10 protein-coding genes and 1 riboswitch are annotated in these 13,934 nt (G+C 61.4%); of the genes, 5 read left to right on the forward strand and 5 right to left on the reverse strand.

Going from position 1 to position 13,934, the window contains the following annotated elements; translation table 11 throughout:
- Positions 1-228: 228 nt before the first annotated feature.
- Genes AXF13_RS14335 through AXF13_RS14350 form a run of 4 tightly spaced genes read left to right on the forward strand, consistent with a single transcriptional unit; the run spans position 229 to position 3,137 of the window.
- On the forward strand, positions 229-798 hold the full coding sequence (locus AXF13_RS14335) for an ABC transporter permease (RefSeq protein WP_223299937.1): 570 nt from the start codon (positions 229-231) through the stop codon (positions 796-798).
- 14 nt (positions 799-812) lie between these two features.
- Entirely contained in the window at positions 813-1,730 is a 918-nt protein-coding gene (locus AXF13_RS14340; protein ID WP_062254269.1) for a glycine betaine ABC transporter substrate-binding protein, read from the forward strand.
- The gene (locus AXF13_RS14345) at positions 1,727-2,503 is read left to right on the forward strand and encodes an ABC transporter ATP-binding protein (RefSeq protein WP_062254271.1); all 777 of its coding nucleotides are present in this window, start codon (positions 1,727-1,729) and stop codon (positions 2,501-2,503) included. The genes AXF13_RS14340 and AXF13_RS14345 overlap by 4 nt, the downstream gene beginning before the upstream one ends.
- On the forward strand, positions 2,496-3,137 hold the full coding sequence (locus tag AXF13_RS14350) for an ABC transporter permease (RefSeq protein WP_062254273.1): 642 nt from the start codon (positions 2,496-2,498) through the stop codon (positions 3,135-3,137). Before AXF13_RS14345 ends, AXF13_RS14350 begins: the two co-directional genes overlap by 8 nt.
- A gap of 207 nt (positions 3,138-3,344) precedes the next feature.
- Here AXF13_RS14350 and metK read toward each other — a convergent pair whose 3' ends face one another.
- Positions 3,345-4,517: a methionine adenosyltransferase gene (metK, locus tag AXF13_RS14355; protein ID WP_009303238.1), complete on the reverse strand. Its 1,173-nt coding sequence runs from the start codon at positions 4,515-4,517 to the stop codon at positions 3,345-3,347.
- 30 nt (positions 4,518-4,547) lie between these two features.
- Positions 4,548-5,396, reverse strand: a complete 849-nt coding sequence (gene panC, locus AXF13_RS14360; RefSeq protein WP_062254275.1) for a pantoate--beta-alanine ligase — start codon at positions 5,394-5,396, stop codon at positions 4,548-4,550.
- 176 nt (positions 5,397-5,572) lie between these two features.
- Between panC and AXF13_RS14365 the strand changes: the two genes are divergently transcribed.
- Complete coding sequence (locus tag AXF13_RS14365; protein WP_062254276.1) at positions 5,573-6,142, forward strand: hypothetical protein; 570 nt, start codon at positions 5,573-5,575, stop codon at positions 6,140-6,142.
- Between the two features lie 141 nt (positions 6,143-6,283).
- Here the strand turns inward: AXF13_RS14365 and metE are convergent, their stop codons facing one another.
- The 3 genes from metE to AXF13_RS14380 all read right to left on the reverse strand — a co-directional run bounded on the left by metE (position 6,284) and on the right by AXF13_RS14380 (position 13,731).
- Complete coding sequence (gene metE, locus AXF13_RS14370) at positions 6,284-8,548, reverse strand: 5-methyltetrahydropteroyltriglutamate--homocysteine S-methyltransferase (protein ID WP_062254278.1); 2,265 nt, start codon at positions 8,546-8,548, stop codon at positions 6,284-6,286.
- Positions 8,549-8,807: 259 nt separating this feature from the next.
- A riboswitch (cobalamin riboswitch) is annotated at positions 8,808-8,985 on the reverse strand.
- A 176-nt stretch (positions 8,986-9,161) separates the two neighbouring features.
- On the reverse strand, positions 9,162-11,384 hold the full coding sequence (locus AXF13_RS14375; protein WP_062254280.1) for a bifunctional diguanylate cyclase/phosphodiesterase: 2,223 nt from the start codon (positions 11,382-11,384) through the stop codon (positions 9,162-9,164).
- A gap of 109 nt (positions 11,385-11,493) precedes the next feature.
- On the reverse strand, positions 11,494-13,731 hold the full coding sequence (locus AXF13_RS14380) for a putative bifunctional diguanylate cyclase/phosphodiesterase (protein ID WP_223299938.1): 2,238 nt from the start codon (positions 13,729-13,731) through the stop codon (positions 11,494-11,496).
- Positions 13,732-13,934: the final 203 nt, after the last annotated feature.

Raw genomic sequence — 13,934 nt, forward strand, 5'->3', positions numbered from 1 at the left:
GAGATTATGAAAACAGAGTGAAATTGATCCGCAAAAAGAAGAGTAAAAAGTATTTTTCAATGGGAACGGCAAGCCGGAACGCCGGACAAAGACGACTTTGGCATAATTGTCAATGCACGACGGCGAAGCGGTCTTTCGCCGAAAGACATTGAGGCCCGCATGCGTCAGGCGATAATCGCATACTTCATGGCCAACAGCGCGGCTTTCTGGGCCGCCGTGCGGGAGCATGTGCTGATCAGCGCGGCGTCTCTCGCCGTGGCGCTGCTCATTGCCGTCCCCGGAGGATACTTGTGCGTGCGGTATGGCGGTCTGAAAAAAGCGCTGCTCGCCGTGTTCCAGACGCTTCGCATCGTTCCGAGCCTGGCGGTGCTTTTTCTGCTTATTCCTGTCATGGGCACGGGATTCATGCCCGCGACCGCCGCGCTTGTGCTGCTGGCCGTACCGCCCATCCTGCTGAACACCGTTGCCGGTCTGGACGGGGTGCCGCAAGATATGCTGGAAACAGCGGCGGGGCTGGGCATGACCCGGCGGCAGGTCTGGCGGAAAGTGCGTTTTCCCCTGGCTATGCCCATGATTTTGACAGGCGTGAAAATCGCTGTCATTGAAATAATAGCGAGTGCGACCCTTGCGGCGAAAATCGGCGCCGGAGGGCTGGGCGAAATTATTTTTACCGGTCTTGGTTTGAACAGAATCGATCTGCTTCTCATCGGCGGTTTCTCCGTCGCGCTTCTCTCGCTGGCCGGCGGATTGACGTTCGCCGTCCTGGGCAAAGCGCTGTTCCGGTACAGAGAGGCATGAGAGCGGGAGAAAGCATGAAAACCTGGAAAAAGGCCGTCATGGCGGCAATGGGAATTTTGGCGGCGGGGATGCTGCTGTTCTCGTGCGGCGGCGAGACAAAAGGGACGGCCATCAGGGTCGGAACCAAGGATTTTACGGAAAACCTGGTCGTCGGCGAATTGTATGCCCTCGCCCTTGAAGACGCCGGATATACGGTAAAGCGCGTTTTTACTATTGCGGGATCGGTGGTGCATGCCTCCATTGTGAACGGCGAGATTGACCTCTATCCGGAATACACCGGGACGGGCCTGCTGACGGTGCTGAAAATGGAAGCCATGGCGGACCCCGCGCAGGTATATGCAACGGTCAAACGGGAGTATGCCCGGCGCTTCAACCTTGTCTGGCTTGAGCCGTCCCGCGCCAACGACAGCCAGGGCCTGGCCCTGAAAACATCCGTGGCCCGCGAGTTCGGCATAGCCACCATCTCCGATCTGCAACGGAATGCCCACAAGATCCGCTTCGCATCCCAGGGAGAGTTCGACCAGCGCGCCGACGGCCTGCCCGGCCTGGAGCAGGTGTACGGGCCGTTCCGCTGGAAGTCTTCGCGGGTTTTCGACAACGGCCTGAAGTATCAGGTTCTGCTGGATGATGAGGCTGATCTTGTTCCCGCCTATACCACCGAGGGCCGTTTGGCGGACACCGAAAAATTCACGCTTCTGCGGGACGACAAGCACATGTGGTCGCCGTATTACCTGGCCCCGGTCATTCGTGCCGACGTACTGGCGGCGCATCCCGACATTGCGGGTATCCTGAACCGGGTAAGCGCCTCTCTTGACACCGGCACTATGACCGCGCTCAACGCCAAAGTGGATGTGGACAAAAGGGAGGTTGCGGATGTGGCGAAGGAGTTCTACCTCGGGATACGGCCGCAACCCGGCGGAGAAGGGCGGTGAGCCGATGCGCCATTTTATTTGACGGCGTCAGCAAGCGTTTCGGCCGCTCCGGGCCGTTTGCCGTCGATCATGTGCATCTTTCCATTAACGAGGGGGAGTTCATCACCATTCTCGGGTCGTCAGGCTCCGGCAAAACCACCCTGTTGAAAATGGTGAACCGGCTGTATGAACCGGACACCGGGTCCATTTATCTTTTCGGCGAGAACGCGCGGGATGTCGATGTGATCAAGCTGCGGCGGCGCATCGGTTACGTCATCCAGCAGGCGGGCCTGTTTCCTCACATGACCGTGGCCGGGAATATCGCGACGGTCCCCGAGCTGCTCGGGTGGGACCGGCGGCGCATCGCGGCGCGGGTGGAGGAACTGCTGCGCCTGGTTGGCCTCGAACCGGACCTCTTCCATGCCCGCTACCCAGGGCAACTTTCCGGCGGCCAGCAGCAGCGGGTCGGACTTGCCCGCGCGCTGGCGGTGGATCCTAAAATCATGCTTCTGGATGAGCCGTTCGGCGCCATTGACGCCATAACCCGGAACAATCTTCAGGATGAATTGCTCCGATTGCACGGCGGCCTGAAGAAAACATTTCTTTTCGTCACCCATGATATTGCCGAGGCCGTCAAGCTGGGAGACAGGGTGGTTGTGATGAACCAGGGCAAGGTCTGCCAGTTCGACACGCCGATGAACATCATCCGGGAACCGGCTGATGACTTTGTGGCCTCCCTTGTCGGCTCCGCGCGGCAGCAGCAACGGCTCTGGGTAGGTTTTGCCGATGTTTGACTATCTGTTCAGCCAGTACGCCACGCTTGGCCGGGCATTTCTCGAGCATCTGTGGATGGTTGCCGTTGTTCTCGGGCTCTCGCTGGCTGCTGCGGCGGTTTTGACCGTGACGGCCATGTATTCAAGAGTCTGGTCCGCCTTTCTGGTGAACCTCTTTTCCGTGATTTACGCCATTCCCAGCCTGGCGCTGTTCGCCATCCTCATTCCCGCCACCGGCCTGGGGAAGACCACGGCGATCATTGTTCTTATCCTCTACAATCAATATGTGCTGCTGCGCAATTTTCTTGCCGGTCTGCGCGGGGTGGACCCGGCAATGCTTGAGGCCGCCGCCGGAATGGGCATGACCACGTTGCAGATGCTGTATAAAATCCGCCTGCCCCTGTCGCTCAATCCCCTGTTCGCCGGACTTCGCCTTGCCGCCGTTTCGACCATCGGCATAGCGACCATCGCCGCGACCATCAATGCGGGCGGCCTGGGCAGCATTTTGTTTGACGGCTTGCGCTCCATGAACATGTATAAAATCATGTGGGGAGCGCTGCTTTCCGCCTGTCTGGCTATTGGGGCGAACCACCTGCTGCTGTGGCTGGAAAACAAAGTGGCCGTAACCATTCCCGGAACGAAAGACGGCGTATGAAGCGGGCGCGTTGAGGAACCGGCCGACGTGGGGCCGGAGACGCCTGCGGGAAAAGCGTTTTGTTATTTTCCGATATGAAAAGGTCCACGGGCCAAGGCGGCGAAGGATGCCGTCTCTGGCCTGTGGACCTTTTTCAATTTTTCAATCCGGCCGGAAGCTGAAAGGCGTAGCCCCGGCGAGCCTTCAAAACAGACGTACGCCGTCGCGCTAGACTTTGGCGGCGGTGCGCAGGTCGGCCGCCGCGTCCGTGGCTTCCCAGGTGAATTCCGGCAGCTCGCGGCCGAAATGCCCGTAGCAGGAGGTCTTGGCGTAAATGGGGCGCTTGAGATTCAGGCGCTTGCTGATGAAATAGGGGCGCAGGTCAAAGACTTCGCGCACGGCCTTGGTCAGGATTTCGTCCGGGATGTCGCCCGTGCCCTGAGAGGACACCAGCACGCTCACCGGCTGGGCCACGCCGATGCAATAGGCGATCTGCACTTCGCAGACCGGCGCGAGACCGGCGGCCACCACATTCTTGGCAATGTAGCGGCCCATATACGCGCCGGAGCGGTCCACCTTGGAGGGGTCCTTGCCGGAAAATGCGCCGCCGCCGTGATGGCCGCTGCCGCCGTAGGTATCCTGAATGATTTTACGGCCGGTAAGCCCGCAGTCGCCCATGGGGCCGCCCACCACGAAGCGGCCCGTGGTGTTGATGAAGATTTCGCAGTCCTTTTCGTCAAAATAGCCCGAGGGTCCCAGAATGGGGCGGATGACCTCGTTTTTCACGGCTTCGGCCACTTCGCCCTGGCTGGCGCTGGCCGCGTGCTGGGTGGAGACCACCACGTTGTTGATGCGCACGGGCTTGCCGTCCTGATACTCGAAGGAGACCTGGGTTTTGCCGTCCGGGCGGAAGAAATCCACGATGCCGTCCTTGCGCACGCGGGCCAGCTGCTGCGAAAGCTGGTGGGCCCAGTAGATGGGCGCGGGCATCAGGGTGGCGGTTTCATTGCAGGCGTAGCCGAACATCATGCCCTGGTCGCCGGCGCCCTGATCTTCGGGCTTGGTGCGCAGCACGCCCTGGGCGATGTCCGGCGACTGATGGTCGATGGAGGAAATCACCGCGCAGGTCTGCCAGTCAAAGCCCATTTCCGAGCTGTTGTAGCCGATGTTCTTGATGGTATCGCGCACTACCTTGGGCAGGTCCGCATAGCCGCGCGTGCTGATTTCGCCGGCAATGACGGCCATGCCCGTGGTCACCAGGGTTTCGCAGGCCACGTGAGCTTCCGAGTCCTGGGCCAGCAGGGTGTCCAGCACGGCGTCGGAAATCTGGTCGGCCACCTTGTCGGGATGTCCCTCGGTCACGGATTCGGAGGTGAAAAAGTATTTGCCCTTGGTTTGCATTGTCGTCTCCTTGCGAAATGGAATGTCGTCTTATGAACGCAGCAGAATATTGTCAATGAGCCGGGCCTTGCCCATGCGCACCGCGCAGGCCATCAGGGCCGGGCCGTTTACCTCGTTGAGCTGAGCCATGGATTCGGGATGCACAATGGAAAGATAGTCCAGACGGCCCAGGGGCAGGCGCTCGGCCCAGCGCCGCAGCACTGCCTCGCGCAACAGGGCCGCGCTGGTTTCGCCTTCCTGCGCCAGCTTTTGGGCGTAGAGCAGAGCCGCGCGGATTTCCGGGGCCTGGGCGCGTTCCGCGGCGGTCATATAGACGTTGCGGGAGGACAGGGCCAGACCGTCGGCCTCGCGCACCGTCGGACGGGCCTCAATGCGCGTGGGCACGTTGAGGTCGCGGACCATGCGGCGGATGATGGCCTGCTGCTGCCAGTCCTTTTGGCCGAACACGGCGACATCGGCCCTGGTGAGCATAAAAAGTTTGAGCACCACGGTGCAGACCCCCCGGAAATGGATGGGCCGGCTCTGGCCGCAGAGGCCTTTCGCCAGTTCCGGCACCTCCACCCAGGTGGCGTGGTCCGGCGCGTACATGGAACCCGGCTCGGGCATAAAGAGCACGTCCGCGCCGCGGCTTTCGGCAATGGCGGCGTCGCGCTCGGCGTTGCGGGGGTAGGCTTCCAGATCCTCGCCGGGGCCGAACTGCGCGGGATTCACGAACAGGCTGACCACCAGACGCTTGGCCAGTCCGCGCGCGTGGACCATCAGGTCTTCATGCCCGGCGTGGTAATAACCCATGGTGGGAACCAGGGCGATGTCCTCGCCCTGGGCGTGCCAGGCCCGGCATTTGGCCGCCAATTCTTGGGGATTGGTTAATATCTGCATATCAAGGTATTGTGATATAGTTGATGAATGTCCTCTTATACATGCGCGCACCAAGCTTGTAAAGGAAAACAGGCCGGGAAAGCAGGGCCGACGCAACTTACGCCCTGGCCGGGCGCGCGGCGCGCCCGCCTTGACCCCCCTTGGGCTTGCGGGCATAACAATGCGCGGAGGCTTGCATGGTCAAACCGTTTTATCAGGGCAAACTGGACACCTTCTGCGCCATTTACGCGGTGCTCAACGCTCTGCGCCTGACCCACGGCATCCGGGTGCTCAAGGCGCGGGACATTCTCAACGAAACCCTGCTGGCCCTGGCAGGCGCGCCCGAAGCCTTCAGGGCCGTGCTGGATCAGGAAACAGATTATCTCAATCTGGTGGACGGCATGCTGCGGGCGCAGAGCCGCGCCTTTCCCCTGGAGGTGCGCAGGCCTTTTGCCCCGGAGGAGCGGCCCACAGTGGACGAGCTCTGGCGGGTCTGCCGGGAATGGCTCGCGCCGGAGCGCGGCCGCGCGGTCATTTTCCGCTTTCTGCGCAGCCTGACCCCGGAGGGCCCGCCGGTGAATCGCCACTGGACCACCGCCGACCGCATGGACGATGAAATCCTGCACCTCTTTGATTGCAGCCATGAGGCCGAAGCCATTCTGAACATCCGCAAGGACAGTTTCGTCACCCGGCCCGAGGCCGTGAGCCAGGGCCGTCTGCTCTATATCCAGCCCGGCAGTCTGCGTCTGCTGCGTCTTCCGTTTTAAGGAAGCGCTGACTACCGGTCTTTTTGCCCTCTGCCCGCGTCAGGCCCGCTCCGTGGCCCTCGGCAAAGAACAACATCCTCAGTAATCAGCACTTCCTTACCAGTCTATCGGATAGGCAGGTTTCGACCCGTCCGGTGCGCGTCAGCGCAGGCTTTCACGTACCCGCAAAGCGGCGACGACCATATTCTCAAGAGAAGGATATGCCTCGTCCCACTGGCGGGTTTTCAGGCCGCAATCGGGATTCACCCACAACTGTTCCTTGGGAATGTGGCGCAAGGCCCTGCGCAGGAGATCCGTCATCTCCTCCACGCCGGGAATGCGCGGGCTGTGGATGTCGTACACGCCCGGCCCCACTTCTCCCTGATAGCGGAACTCGGTGAAGGCTTCCAGCAGTTCCATGCCGCTGCGGCTGGATTCAATGCTGATGACGTCCGCATCCATTTGGGCGATCCAGGGCAGAATGGCATTGAACTCGCTGTAGCACATATGGGTGTGGATCTGTGTGGCGTCCTCCACGCCGGACGCGGCCAGACGGAAGGCGTCCACCGCCCGGCGCAGATAGTCTTCCGCCGAGGCTTTGGTCAGGGGCATGCCTTCCCGCAGGGCGGCCTCGTCGATCTGGATGATGCGGATGCCCGCCTTTTCCAGATCCAGCACTTCGTCGCGGATAGCCAGAGCGATCTGTTTGCAGACTTCGCCGCGTTCCAGGTCCTCGCGAACGAAGCTCCAGCAGAGAATCGTCACCGGGCCGGTCAGCATGCCCTTAACCGGTTTTTGCGTGAGCGACTGCGCGTAGAGAATCCAGTCCACGGTCATGGGCCGCTTGCGGTACACGTCGCCGTAGATGACGGGCGGCTTTACGCAGCGGCTGCCGTAGCTCTGCACCCAGCCATTCTGCGTAAAGCAGAAGCCGCCGAGCTGCTGGCCGAAATATTCCACCATATCGTTGCGCTCAGCCTCGCCATGCACAAGGACGTCCAGGCCCAGTTTCTCCTGCTTTGCGATGCAGTTTTTGATTTCCTGTCTGATGGCGGCCAGATAGTCCGCTTCCGGCATGTCGCCCCGCTTGTAGTCCAGGCGGGTTTTACGGATGGCGGCGGTCTGAGGGAAGGAGCCGATGGTCGTGGTGGGCAGCGGGGGCAGGTTGAGCCAGGCCTGCGCGGCATGCCGCTGCGGATAGGCCGAGCGGCGGGAAAGCTGGTCCGGCGTGACGGCGGACGCGCGTCGGCGCACGGCGTCAATGCGGCTGTCGGCATGCCCGGCAGCCGCCCGCAATACGGCGGCATTGGCCGCCAGGGCCGCGTTGTCGCCGTTTTCCGCAATGTTTCGCAGGTCGGTCAGCTCCGCGCACTTCTGCACGGCAAAGGCCATGCGGTTCCGGATGTGCTCCGGCAGGGTTGTTTCTTCCTCCAGGTCCACAGGGCAGTGCAGCAGCGAGCAGCTTGATCCCAGCAAAACCCGTTCCGTGCCGAGCGCGGCGACGGCCCGCGTGACAAGGGGCAGGATTTGGGCGTAATCGCTTTTCCAGATATTGCGTCCGTTCACCACGCCGAGCGAAAGCGCCGTGTCGGCGGGGAGCTTGTCCAGAACGGCATCCAGTTGTTCCCTGCCGCGCACCATGTCCACATGCAGCGTTGCGCAGCCGGAAGCGAGGGCTAGATCCAGATTCCGGCAGAGCGGGCCGAAATAGGTCGTCAGCATGAGCTTGCCGTTGCTGGCCGTGTTCAGGGCCGCGTAGGCCTCCCGAAAAGCCCCGCTCGCCTCTTGCGGCAGAAGTTCCGTGCAGAGCACGGGTTCCTCAACCTGGATGCGGTCGCACAAGGGCGCAAGAAGCGTAAAAAGGTCGGCATAGGCGGCCGTAACCGCGTTCAGCCGCGCCCACTTGTGCGCGCCGTTGCGGGCTTTTGCCAGGGCCAGCCAGGTGAACGGACCGATCAGGGCCGGTTTCGGCGAAAAGCCGAGTTCCCCGGCCAGCCTTGTATCCGCGACCAGCGGGTGCTCTTCGCGATGCCAGGGCGTATCGGCATCGATTTCTGGCACAAGATAGTGGTAGTTGGTGTCAAACCACTTGGTCATTTCCAGGGCCGGAATGTTGCGCCGCGCATCGCCGCGCGCCAAGCTGAAATACAGGTCCGGGTGCGCGTCCTTGAGGCAGGGGGCAAAGCGGGGGGGCATTGCGCCGAGCATGCGGGTTATGTCCAGCATGCGGTCGTAGAGTGAAAAATCGCCTGTGGTCACATAGTCAAGACCGGCGTCTTGCTGGATGCGCCAATGGCGCTTCTTCAGCGCCGTGCAGGTTTCGGTAAGCGCTTCAGCGGCAAGATCGCCTTTCCAGAAGGCTTCGAGAACCTGTTTCAGCTCTCGCTGTTTTCCGATGGACGGGAAACCGAGAATGTGGGTTCGCATGGGATGCTCCTTTCAAAAGAGTTGAAAGGGCAGTCTATTTCACGTGCGTCCAGAGCCGGAATACAGGGATGCATCCGGAGAGGGCGGTCCGTCTTTGTGCAGGATAAACCGCGCCGCTAAATTGCCGCACGGCGCATCCGCCGCTGAGCCGTGGAACGCAAAACAGCGGAGATGCCGGGCCGTTGGGCGGCAATTTCAAGCGTAAGCTCCAGTCCGGGCAAATGCCTATACGCGAGACAGTACTGCCGTGCCGCGCCGATCGCGGCCATTGTGACAAGTCGTCTCCTGACTTCCGGCCCGTGCTCGCCTTGCCTTCCCGTTCGTCCGTGTCGAACAGTGGCTTCGGCTGGGTTTGTCCCGGTTACAGTGGCGCGTCCGTAGCGGATTTACACCGCTTTCCGTTTCTCATCACAATATCTAGATAAATTGATATATACTTTGGCCTGTGCTGTCAAGCATTGCCGAAGGACAGGCCCACGGGGCGAAGGCGTGGAAAATCGCCGCAAGAGGGCGGTGTTCAATGGGGGGGCATGGATTGGGGACGGCGTTGCCCCCCGGCGGCCTTTCCGAGAAGCGCATGGATCAGGAAAAGCGTTCCGGCGGTAGCGGCGGTTCAGTATTCCCGGTCCGGAGCGTTCAGGCCCAGGGGCAGGTTCAGGCGGAGGGCTTCCTCCTGGAGACTGGGGTCCACCCAGAAGGCTTTTTCCTGCACAAAGCTGAGCACTTCGAATTCCTCGGGATCCACCGGGCGCGCGTAATAGTAGCCCTGGGCGTAATTGCAGCCGATGCTGAGCAGGAAGTGCGCCTGCTCCACGGTTTCCACGCCCTCGGCGATGATTTTCATCTTGAGCTGGCGGGCCATGGTGACGGTGTTGCGGGCCACGATCTGGCCGCGTTCATTGTCCGTGCCGTCGCTGATGAAGGTGCGGTCCAGCTTGACGATGTTGAAAGGCAGGGCGCGCAGGGTACTCAGGGAGGAATAGCCCGTGCCGAAATCATCCATGGAAAAGACGAAACCCTGTTTCTGGAGGTCGTTCATGACCCGGATCAGGGTTTTTTCGCTTTCAAAAAAGGCGCTTTCCGTGAGCTCCAGCTCCAGCAGATGCCGGGGCAAATGGTATTTGTCGGTCAGGGCCAGCAGCTTGCCGCAGAAATGGTCGTCGTTGAAGTGCATGCGCGAGACGTTGATGGACACGGGCGTGGGCCGGTAGCCTTTGTTCAGCCAGAGGCGCAGCATTTTACAGGTCTGTTCCCAGATGTACTCGTCAAAACGGACGATGAAGCCGTTGCGTTCGAACAGCGGCACAAAGCGGCCCGGCAGGATCAGTCCGTCCGTGGGGTGCCGCCAGCGGGCCAGAGCCTCGGCCCCCACAATGCGGCCGCTGGAAATCTCCACCTTGGGCTGGAGATAGAGCACGAACTGGCCTTTTTCCAGAGCCTCGTGCATTTGATCCTTGATATTGTTTTCATCCAGCAGCCGGGCGCGCAGCTCGCCGTCATAAAAGGCATAGTTGGTCAGGTCGCTGCCCTTGACGGTTTTCAGGGCCAGATGGGCCCAGTCGCAGAGCACGTGCACCGGGGTCCTGCGTTTTTCCACCGGGCAGATGCCGAAAAAGAGCATGACCCGGTAAGACTGGGTATATTCGCGCAACTGGCGCGAGAGCCAGCCCACAAAACGCCGGACCCGCTCGCGGTCGCCCGCGAGGCAGGCCACAAATACATCGCCGGACAGGCGGGCGAAGGTTTCCCACCGCTTGTCGATCTGTTCGCGCACGAGATGGGCGATGGCCCGCAGCAGGCGGTCGCCTTCCTCCAGGCCGAACATTTCGTTGATGCCCTTGAAGCCCGCCACGTCGAAACGCACGATATGACGCGGCCCGTCGCCCTGGCGGATCAGCAGGTCGGCCTTTTCAAAAAAGGTCTGCATGTTGTACGCGCCGGTCAGGGGGTCGTATTCAGCCCTGAAGCGCAGGGCCTGCGTGGCCCGTGTGACTTCATCCACGTCGCTGATGGTGCCGATGTAGCGGATGCCGAGGTCCGGGTCGGCCAGGCAGGTATAGGTGACCCTGCACCAGATGAGGCGCCCGTCGCGGCGGCGCAGGCGCACGGTCATCTCGCCGGAGGAGGCGCCTTGCTCCAGCGCGTTCAGGCAGTCTTTGAAAATTCCTCCGTCCTCCGGGGAAAGCACATTGTCCTCGCGCCAGACGTCAAAAAGCCAGCGGCCGTTGTAATCGCCCGCCAGCAGTTGCGGAATGTGCGGCGAGGTGTAGGTGGGCTGATTGTCGCGCCATTCGAACACCAGAGTATTGGTGTGGTCCAGCACGGCCTTGTAGCGCAGCTCATCCAGACGCCGGCGCTGGAGCAGGGCGTTTTCGCGGGCCAGGCCGACGGCGCGTTTCTGCTCGTCCACATCCTGCACGCAGATCATGTGCAGGGGGCGGCCGGAAGCGGCACAAACCAGGGGAAAGACAGTGAAGCGCGCCCAGCGGTATTGCCCGTCGAGGCATTTTTTGCGCACGTCGCCGGAGGCATAGCCCTGTTTGAGATTTTCTCCCTGGAGCAGGGCCTTGGGATTGAGCACGCGCAGGAAAATTTCCCGGTCTTCAGGATGGATGAGCGTCTCGGCAATGGCCCGCAGGGTGGCGGCCACGCCCATGCCGGGCGGCGGCGGGCAGAAGCGCACGTCGCCCATGTGGATCAGACGGTAGCTGTCGCCGCTGAAATCCACTTCAAAGATTTCGCCGAAGATGCTGCGCAGCACGCAGTTGTAGCGGGCCTGCTCCATCTCGTCCGTTGCCGGTCCCGGCGCGGCCGATGTCTGAACCCGCTGTTCCATTACGCATCCTTGACGCGGTCGGCGTTTGGAAGCTCATGACAGGAGACTTCCTTGTAATTTTTTAGCACTCCCGCCGCCAGTTGGCAATCCGGGCGCGTAGCGGCGTGGTTTACTTATCCGTGGTCTCGTTGCTTTCCCCGTCGGGGAGGCGGTCCTGAAGGCGCGGGTCCACCCAGAAGCACTTGCGGTGCACAAAGCTGAAGGTTTCAAATTCCCGCGCGTCCATGGGCCGCGAGTAATAAAAGCCCTGAGCCTGGTCGCAACCCATATTCCGCAGAAAAAGGGCCTGTTCCACGGTTTCCACGCCTTCCGCGATAATCCGCATGCCGAGCTGTTTGGCCAGGACGATGGTGTTGCGGGCCACGATCTGGCCGCGCTGATTGTCCGTGCTGTCGCTGACAAAGGCGCGGTCGAGCTTGACGGTATTGAAAGGCAGGGCGCGCAGGGTGTTCAGCGAGGAGTAGCCGGTGCCGAAGTCGTCCATGGAAAAGGCGAAACCGGCCTCCTGGAGGCTGCGCATGGTCCGCTGGAGGATTTTTTCATTTTCAAAAAAGGCGCTCTCCGTGAGCTCCAGTTCCAGCAGATGCCGGGGCAGGCGGTATTTGTCGGTCAGGGCCCGCAATTTGCCGCAGAAGCCGTTGTCGTTGAAGTGCATGCGCGAGACGTTGATGGACACGGGCAGGGGACGGTAGCCCTTGTCCAGCCAGGAACGCAGCAGCTTGCAGACCTCCTCCCAGATGTATTCGTCCAGCAGGATGATGAAGCCGTTGCGTTCGAAAAAAGGCACAAAACGGTTCGGCGGGATCAGGCCGCGTTCCGGATGCCGCCAGCGGGCCAGGGCTTCGGCCCCCACAATGCGCCCGCTGAATATTTCAACCTTGGGCTGGAGGTAGACCACAAACTGGCCTTCGGCCAGGGCCGTGTACATCTGGTCCTTGATGAAGAGTTCGTCCAGTACCCGGCTGCGCAACTCGTCGTCATAAAAGGCATAGTCGGCCATGCCGCTGCCCTTGACGGACTTGAGGGCCAGATAGGCCCGCTCGCAGATCTCGCGCACCGGGGTTGCCGGGTCGTCCACCCGGCAGACGCCGAAAAAGAGTTCGGGCCGGTAGGACTTGGTGTATTCCGCTGTGCCGCAGCGCAGCCATTCCATGAATTCCCAGACGCGCTCGTGGTCGCCCTCCAGGCAGGCCAGGAAGATATCGCCGGAGAGCCGGGCAAAAATCTCCCGGTCCGAAGAGAGATTCTCCTTGGTCAGGTAGGAGATGGCCCGCAAAAGGCGTCTGCCTTCTTCCTGGCCGAAGCGTTCGTCGATGGATTTGAAGCCCGCCACGTCATAGCGCACGATGTGGCGCGGCGCATCCGGATTTCTGCGCAACAGCCGTTCGGTCTTTCCCAGAAAGGTGGGCATGGTGCAGGCGCCGGTCAGGTCGTCGTATTCCGCCTGCTGGCGCAGGGCGCGCGCTGTGTGGATGGCCTTGTCCACATCCCGGATGCTGCCTACATAGCGCGCGCCGGTCGCGGTATTGTCGATCCGGGTGCAGGAAACGACGTACCAGGTGAATGCGCCCGTCCTGCGGCGCAGGCGCACGGTGACCGCGCTGGAGGGGTCGCTGCCGGCCAGGGCGCGCAGGAAGTTTTCGAATATGGCGCGATCTTCGGAAAAAAGGACGCTGTCCTCGCGCCAGAGGTCAAAGAGATGCCGGCCGTCGTAACTGCCGGCCAGCAGCCGGGGAATCGTGGCGTCCACATAGGTAAGCGTCTGGTCCTGCCATTCGAAGACCAGGCTGCGCGTCTGTTCCGTGATCGCCCTGTAGCGCAGATAGTCCAGGCTCTGGAGGTGAAGGAGGACGTTTTCGCGGGTGCTGGCGCCGAGGTGCTTGTAGCCGTCGATATCCTGAAAGCAGATCAGATATCGCTCCAGCCCGCTCTCGTCGAAAGGGAAAACCATGACGCGTACCCAGCGGTAGCTGCCGTCCAGGCACTTTTTGCGGTATTCGGCGCCCGTGCTTCTGCCCGTGGTCGCCAGGGCGCGGCGCAGTTCCTCCCGCCGGAACATCTGCCGGAAGTCGGCCTTGTCCTCGGGATGGATCAGGGTGTCGGCGGCCGCTTCCAGCATGGCGGCAAGGCCGCGCCCCTCAGGCGGCGCGCAGAATTTTGCGCCGCTCTGAAAGACGGAACGGTAGAACCCGGCGTTGAAATCCAGGTCGTAGATCTGGTCGTAGAAATTGCTCAACAGGCGGGCATAGCGCCTTTCCACGGCCGCCGCAGCCGGGTCATCCGGCGCATACGGCCTCATGGTCTCTCTCTCTCTCTCTCTCTCTCTCTCTCTCTCTCTCTCTCTCATAGGCCGTCCTTCAGCGCATATTCGGGAAACAGCGGCTGGCAGCAGGACAGGGGCCGCCGGAAGGATCGCCGTATCTTTTTGTCCCAATGACAAAAAAGACTAGCATGTCGGCCACCGGATTAACAAGATGTATGGTGGATTCATTTTAAAACATCCCTTCAAAACCTTTTGCCGGAGCAAGCCCTTCTGTGCCGTTTTCCTTT

It is taken from the genome of Desulfovibrio fairfieldensis (assembly GCF_001553605.1).
GTDB classification, from domain to species: domain Bacteria; phylum Desulfobacterota; class Desulfovibrionia; order Desulfovibrionales; family Desulfovibrionaceae; genus Desulfovibrio; species Desulfovibrio fairfieldensis.

What these genes read in the sequence shown, in the direction of transcription:
- AXF13_RS14340 (WP_062254269.1), top strand. Translation starts at nt 813, where the DNA reads ATGAAAACCTGGAAAAAGGCCGTCATGGCGGCAATGGGAATTTTGGCG.
- AXF13_RS14350 (WP_062254273.1), top strand. Translation starts at nt 2,496, where the DNA reads ATGTTTGACTATCTGTTCAGCCAGTACGCCACGCTTGGCCGGGCATTT.
- metK (WP_009303238.1), bottom strand. Translation starts at nt 4,517, where the DNA reads ATGCAAACCAAGGGCAAATACTTTTTCACCTCCGAATCCGTGACCGAG.
- panC (WP_062254275.1), bottom strand. Translation starts at nt 5,396, where the DNA reads ATGCAGATATTAACCAATCCCCAAGAATTGGCGGCCAAATGCCGGGCC.
- AXF13_RS14365 (WP_062254276.1), top strand. Translation starts at nt 5,573, where the DNA reads ATGGTCAAACCGTTTTATCAGGGCAAACTGGACACCTTCTGCGCCATT.
- metE (WP_062254278.1), bottom strand. Translation starts at nt 8,548, where the DNA reads ATGCGAACCCACATTCTCGGTTTCCCGTCCATCGGAAAACAGCGAGAG.
- AXF13_RS14375 (WP_062254280.1), bottom strand. Translation starts at nt 11,384, where the DNA reads ATGGAACAGCGGGTTCAGACATCGGCCGCGCCGGGACCGGCAACGGAC.
- AXF13_RS14380 (WP_223299938.1), bottom strand. Translation starts at nt 13,731, where the DNA reads ATGAGAGAGAGAGAGAGAGAGAGAGAGAGAGAGAGAGAGAGAGAGACC.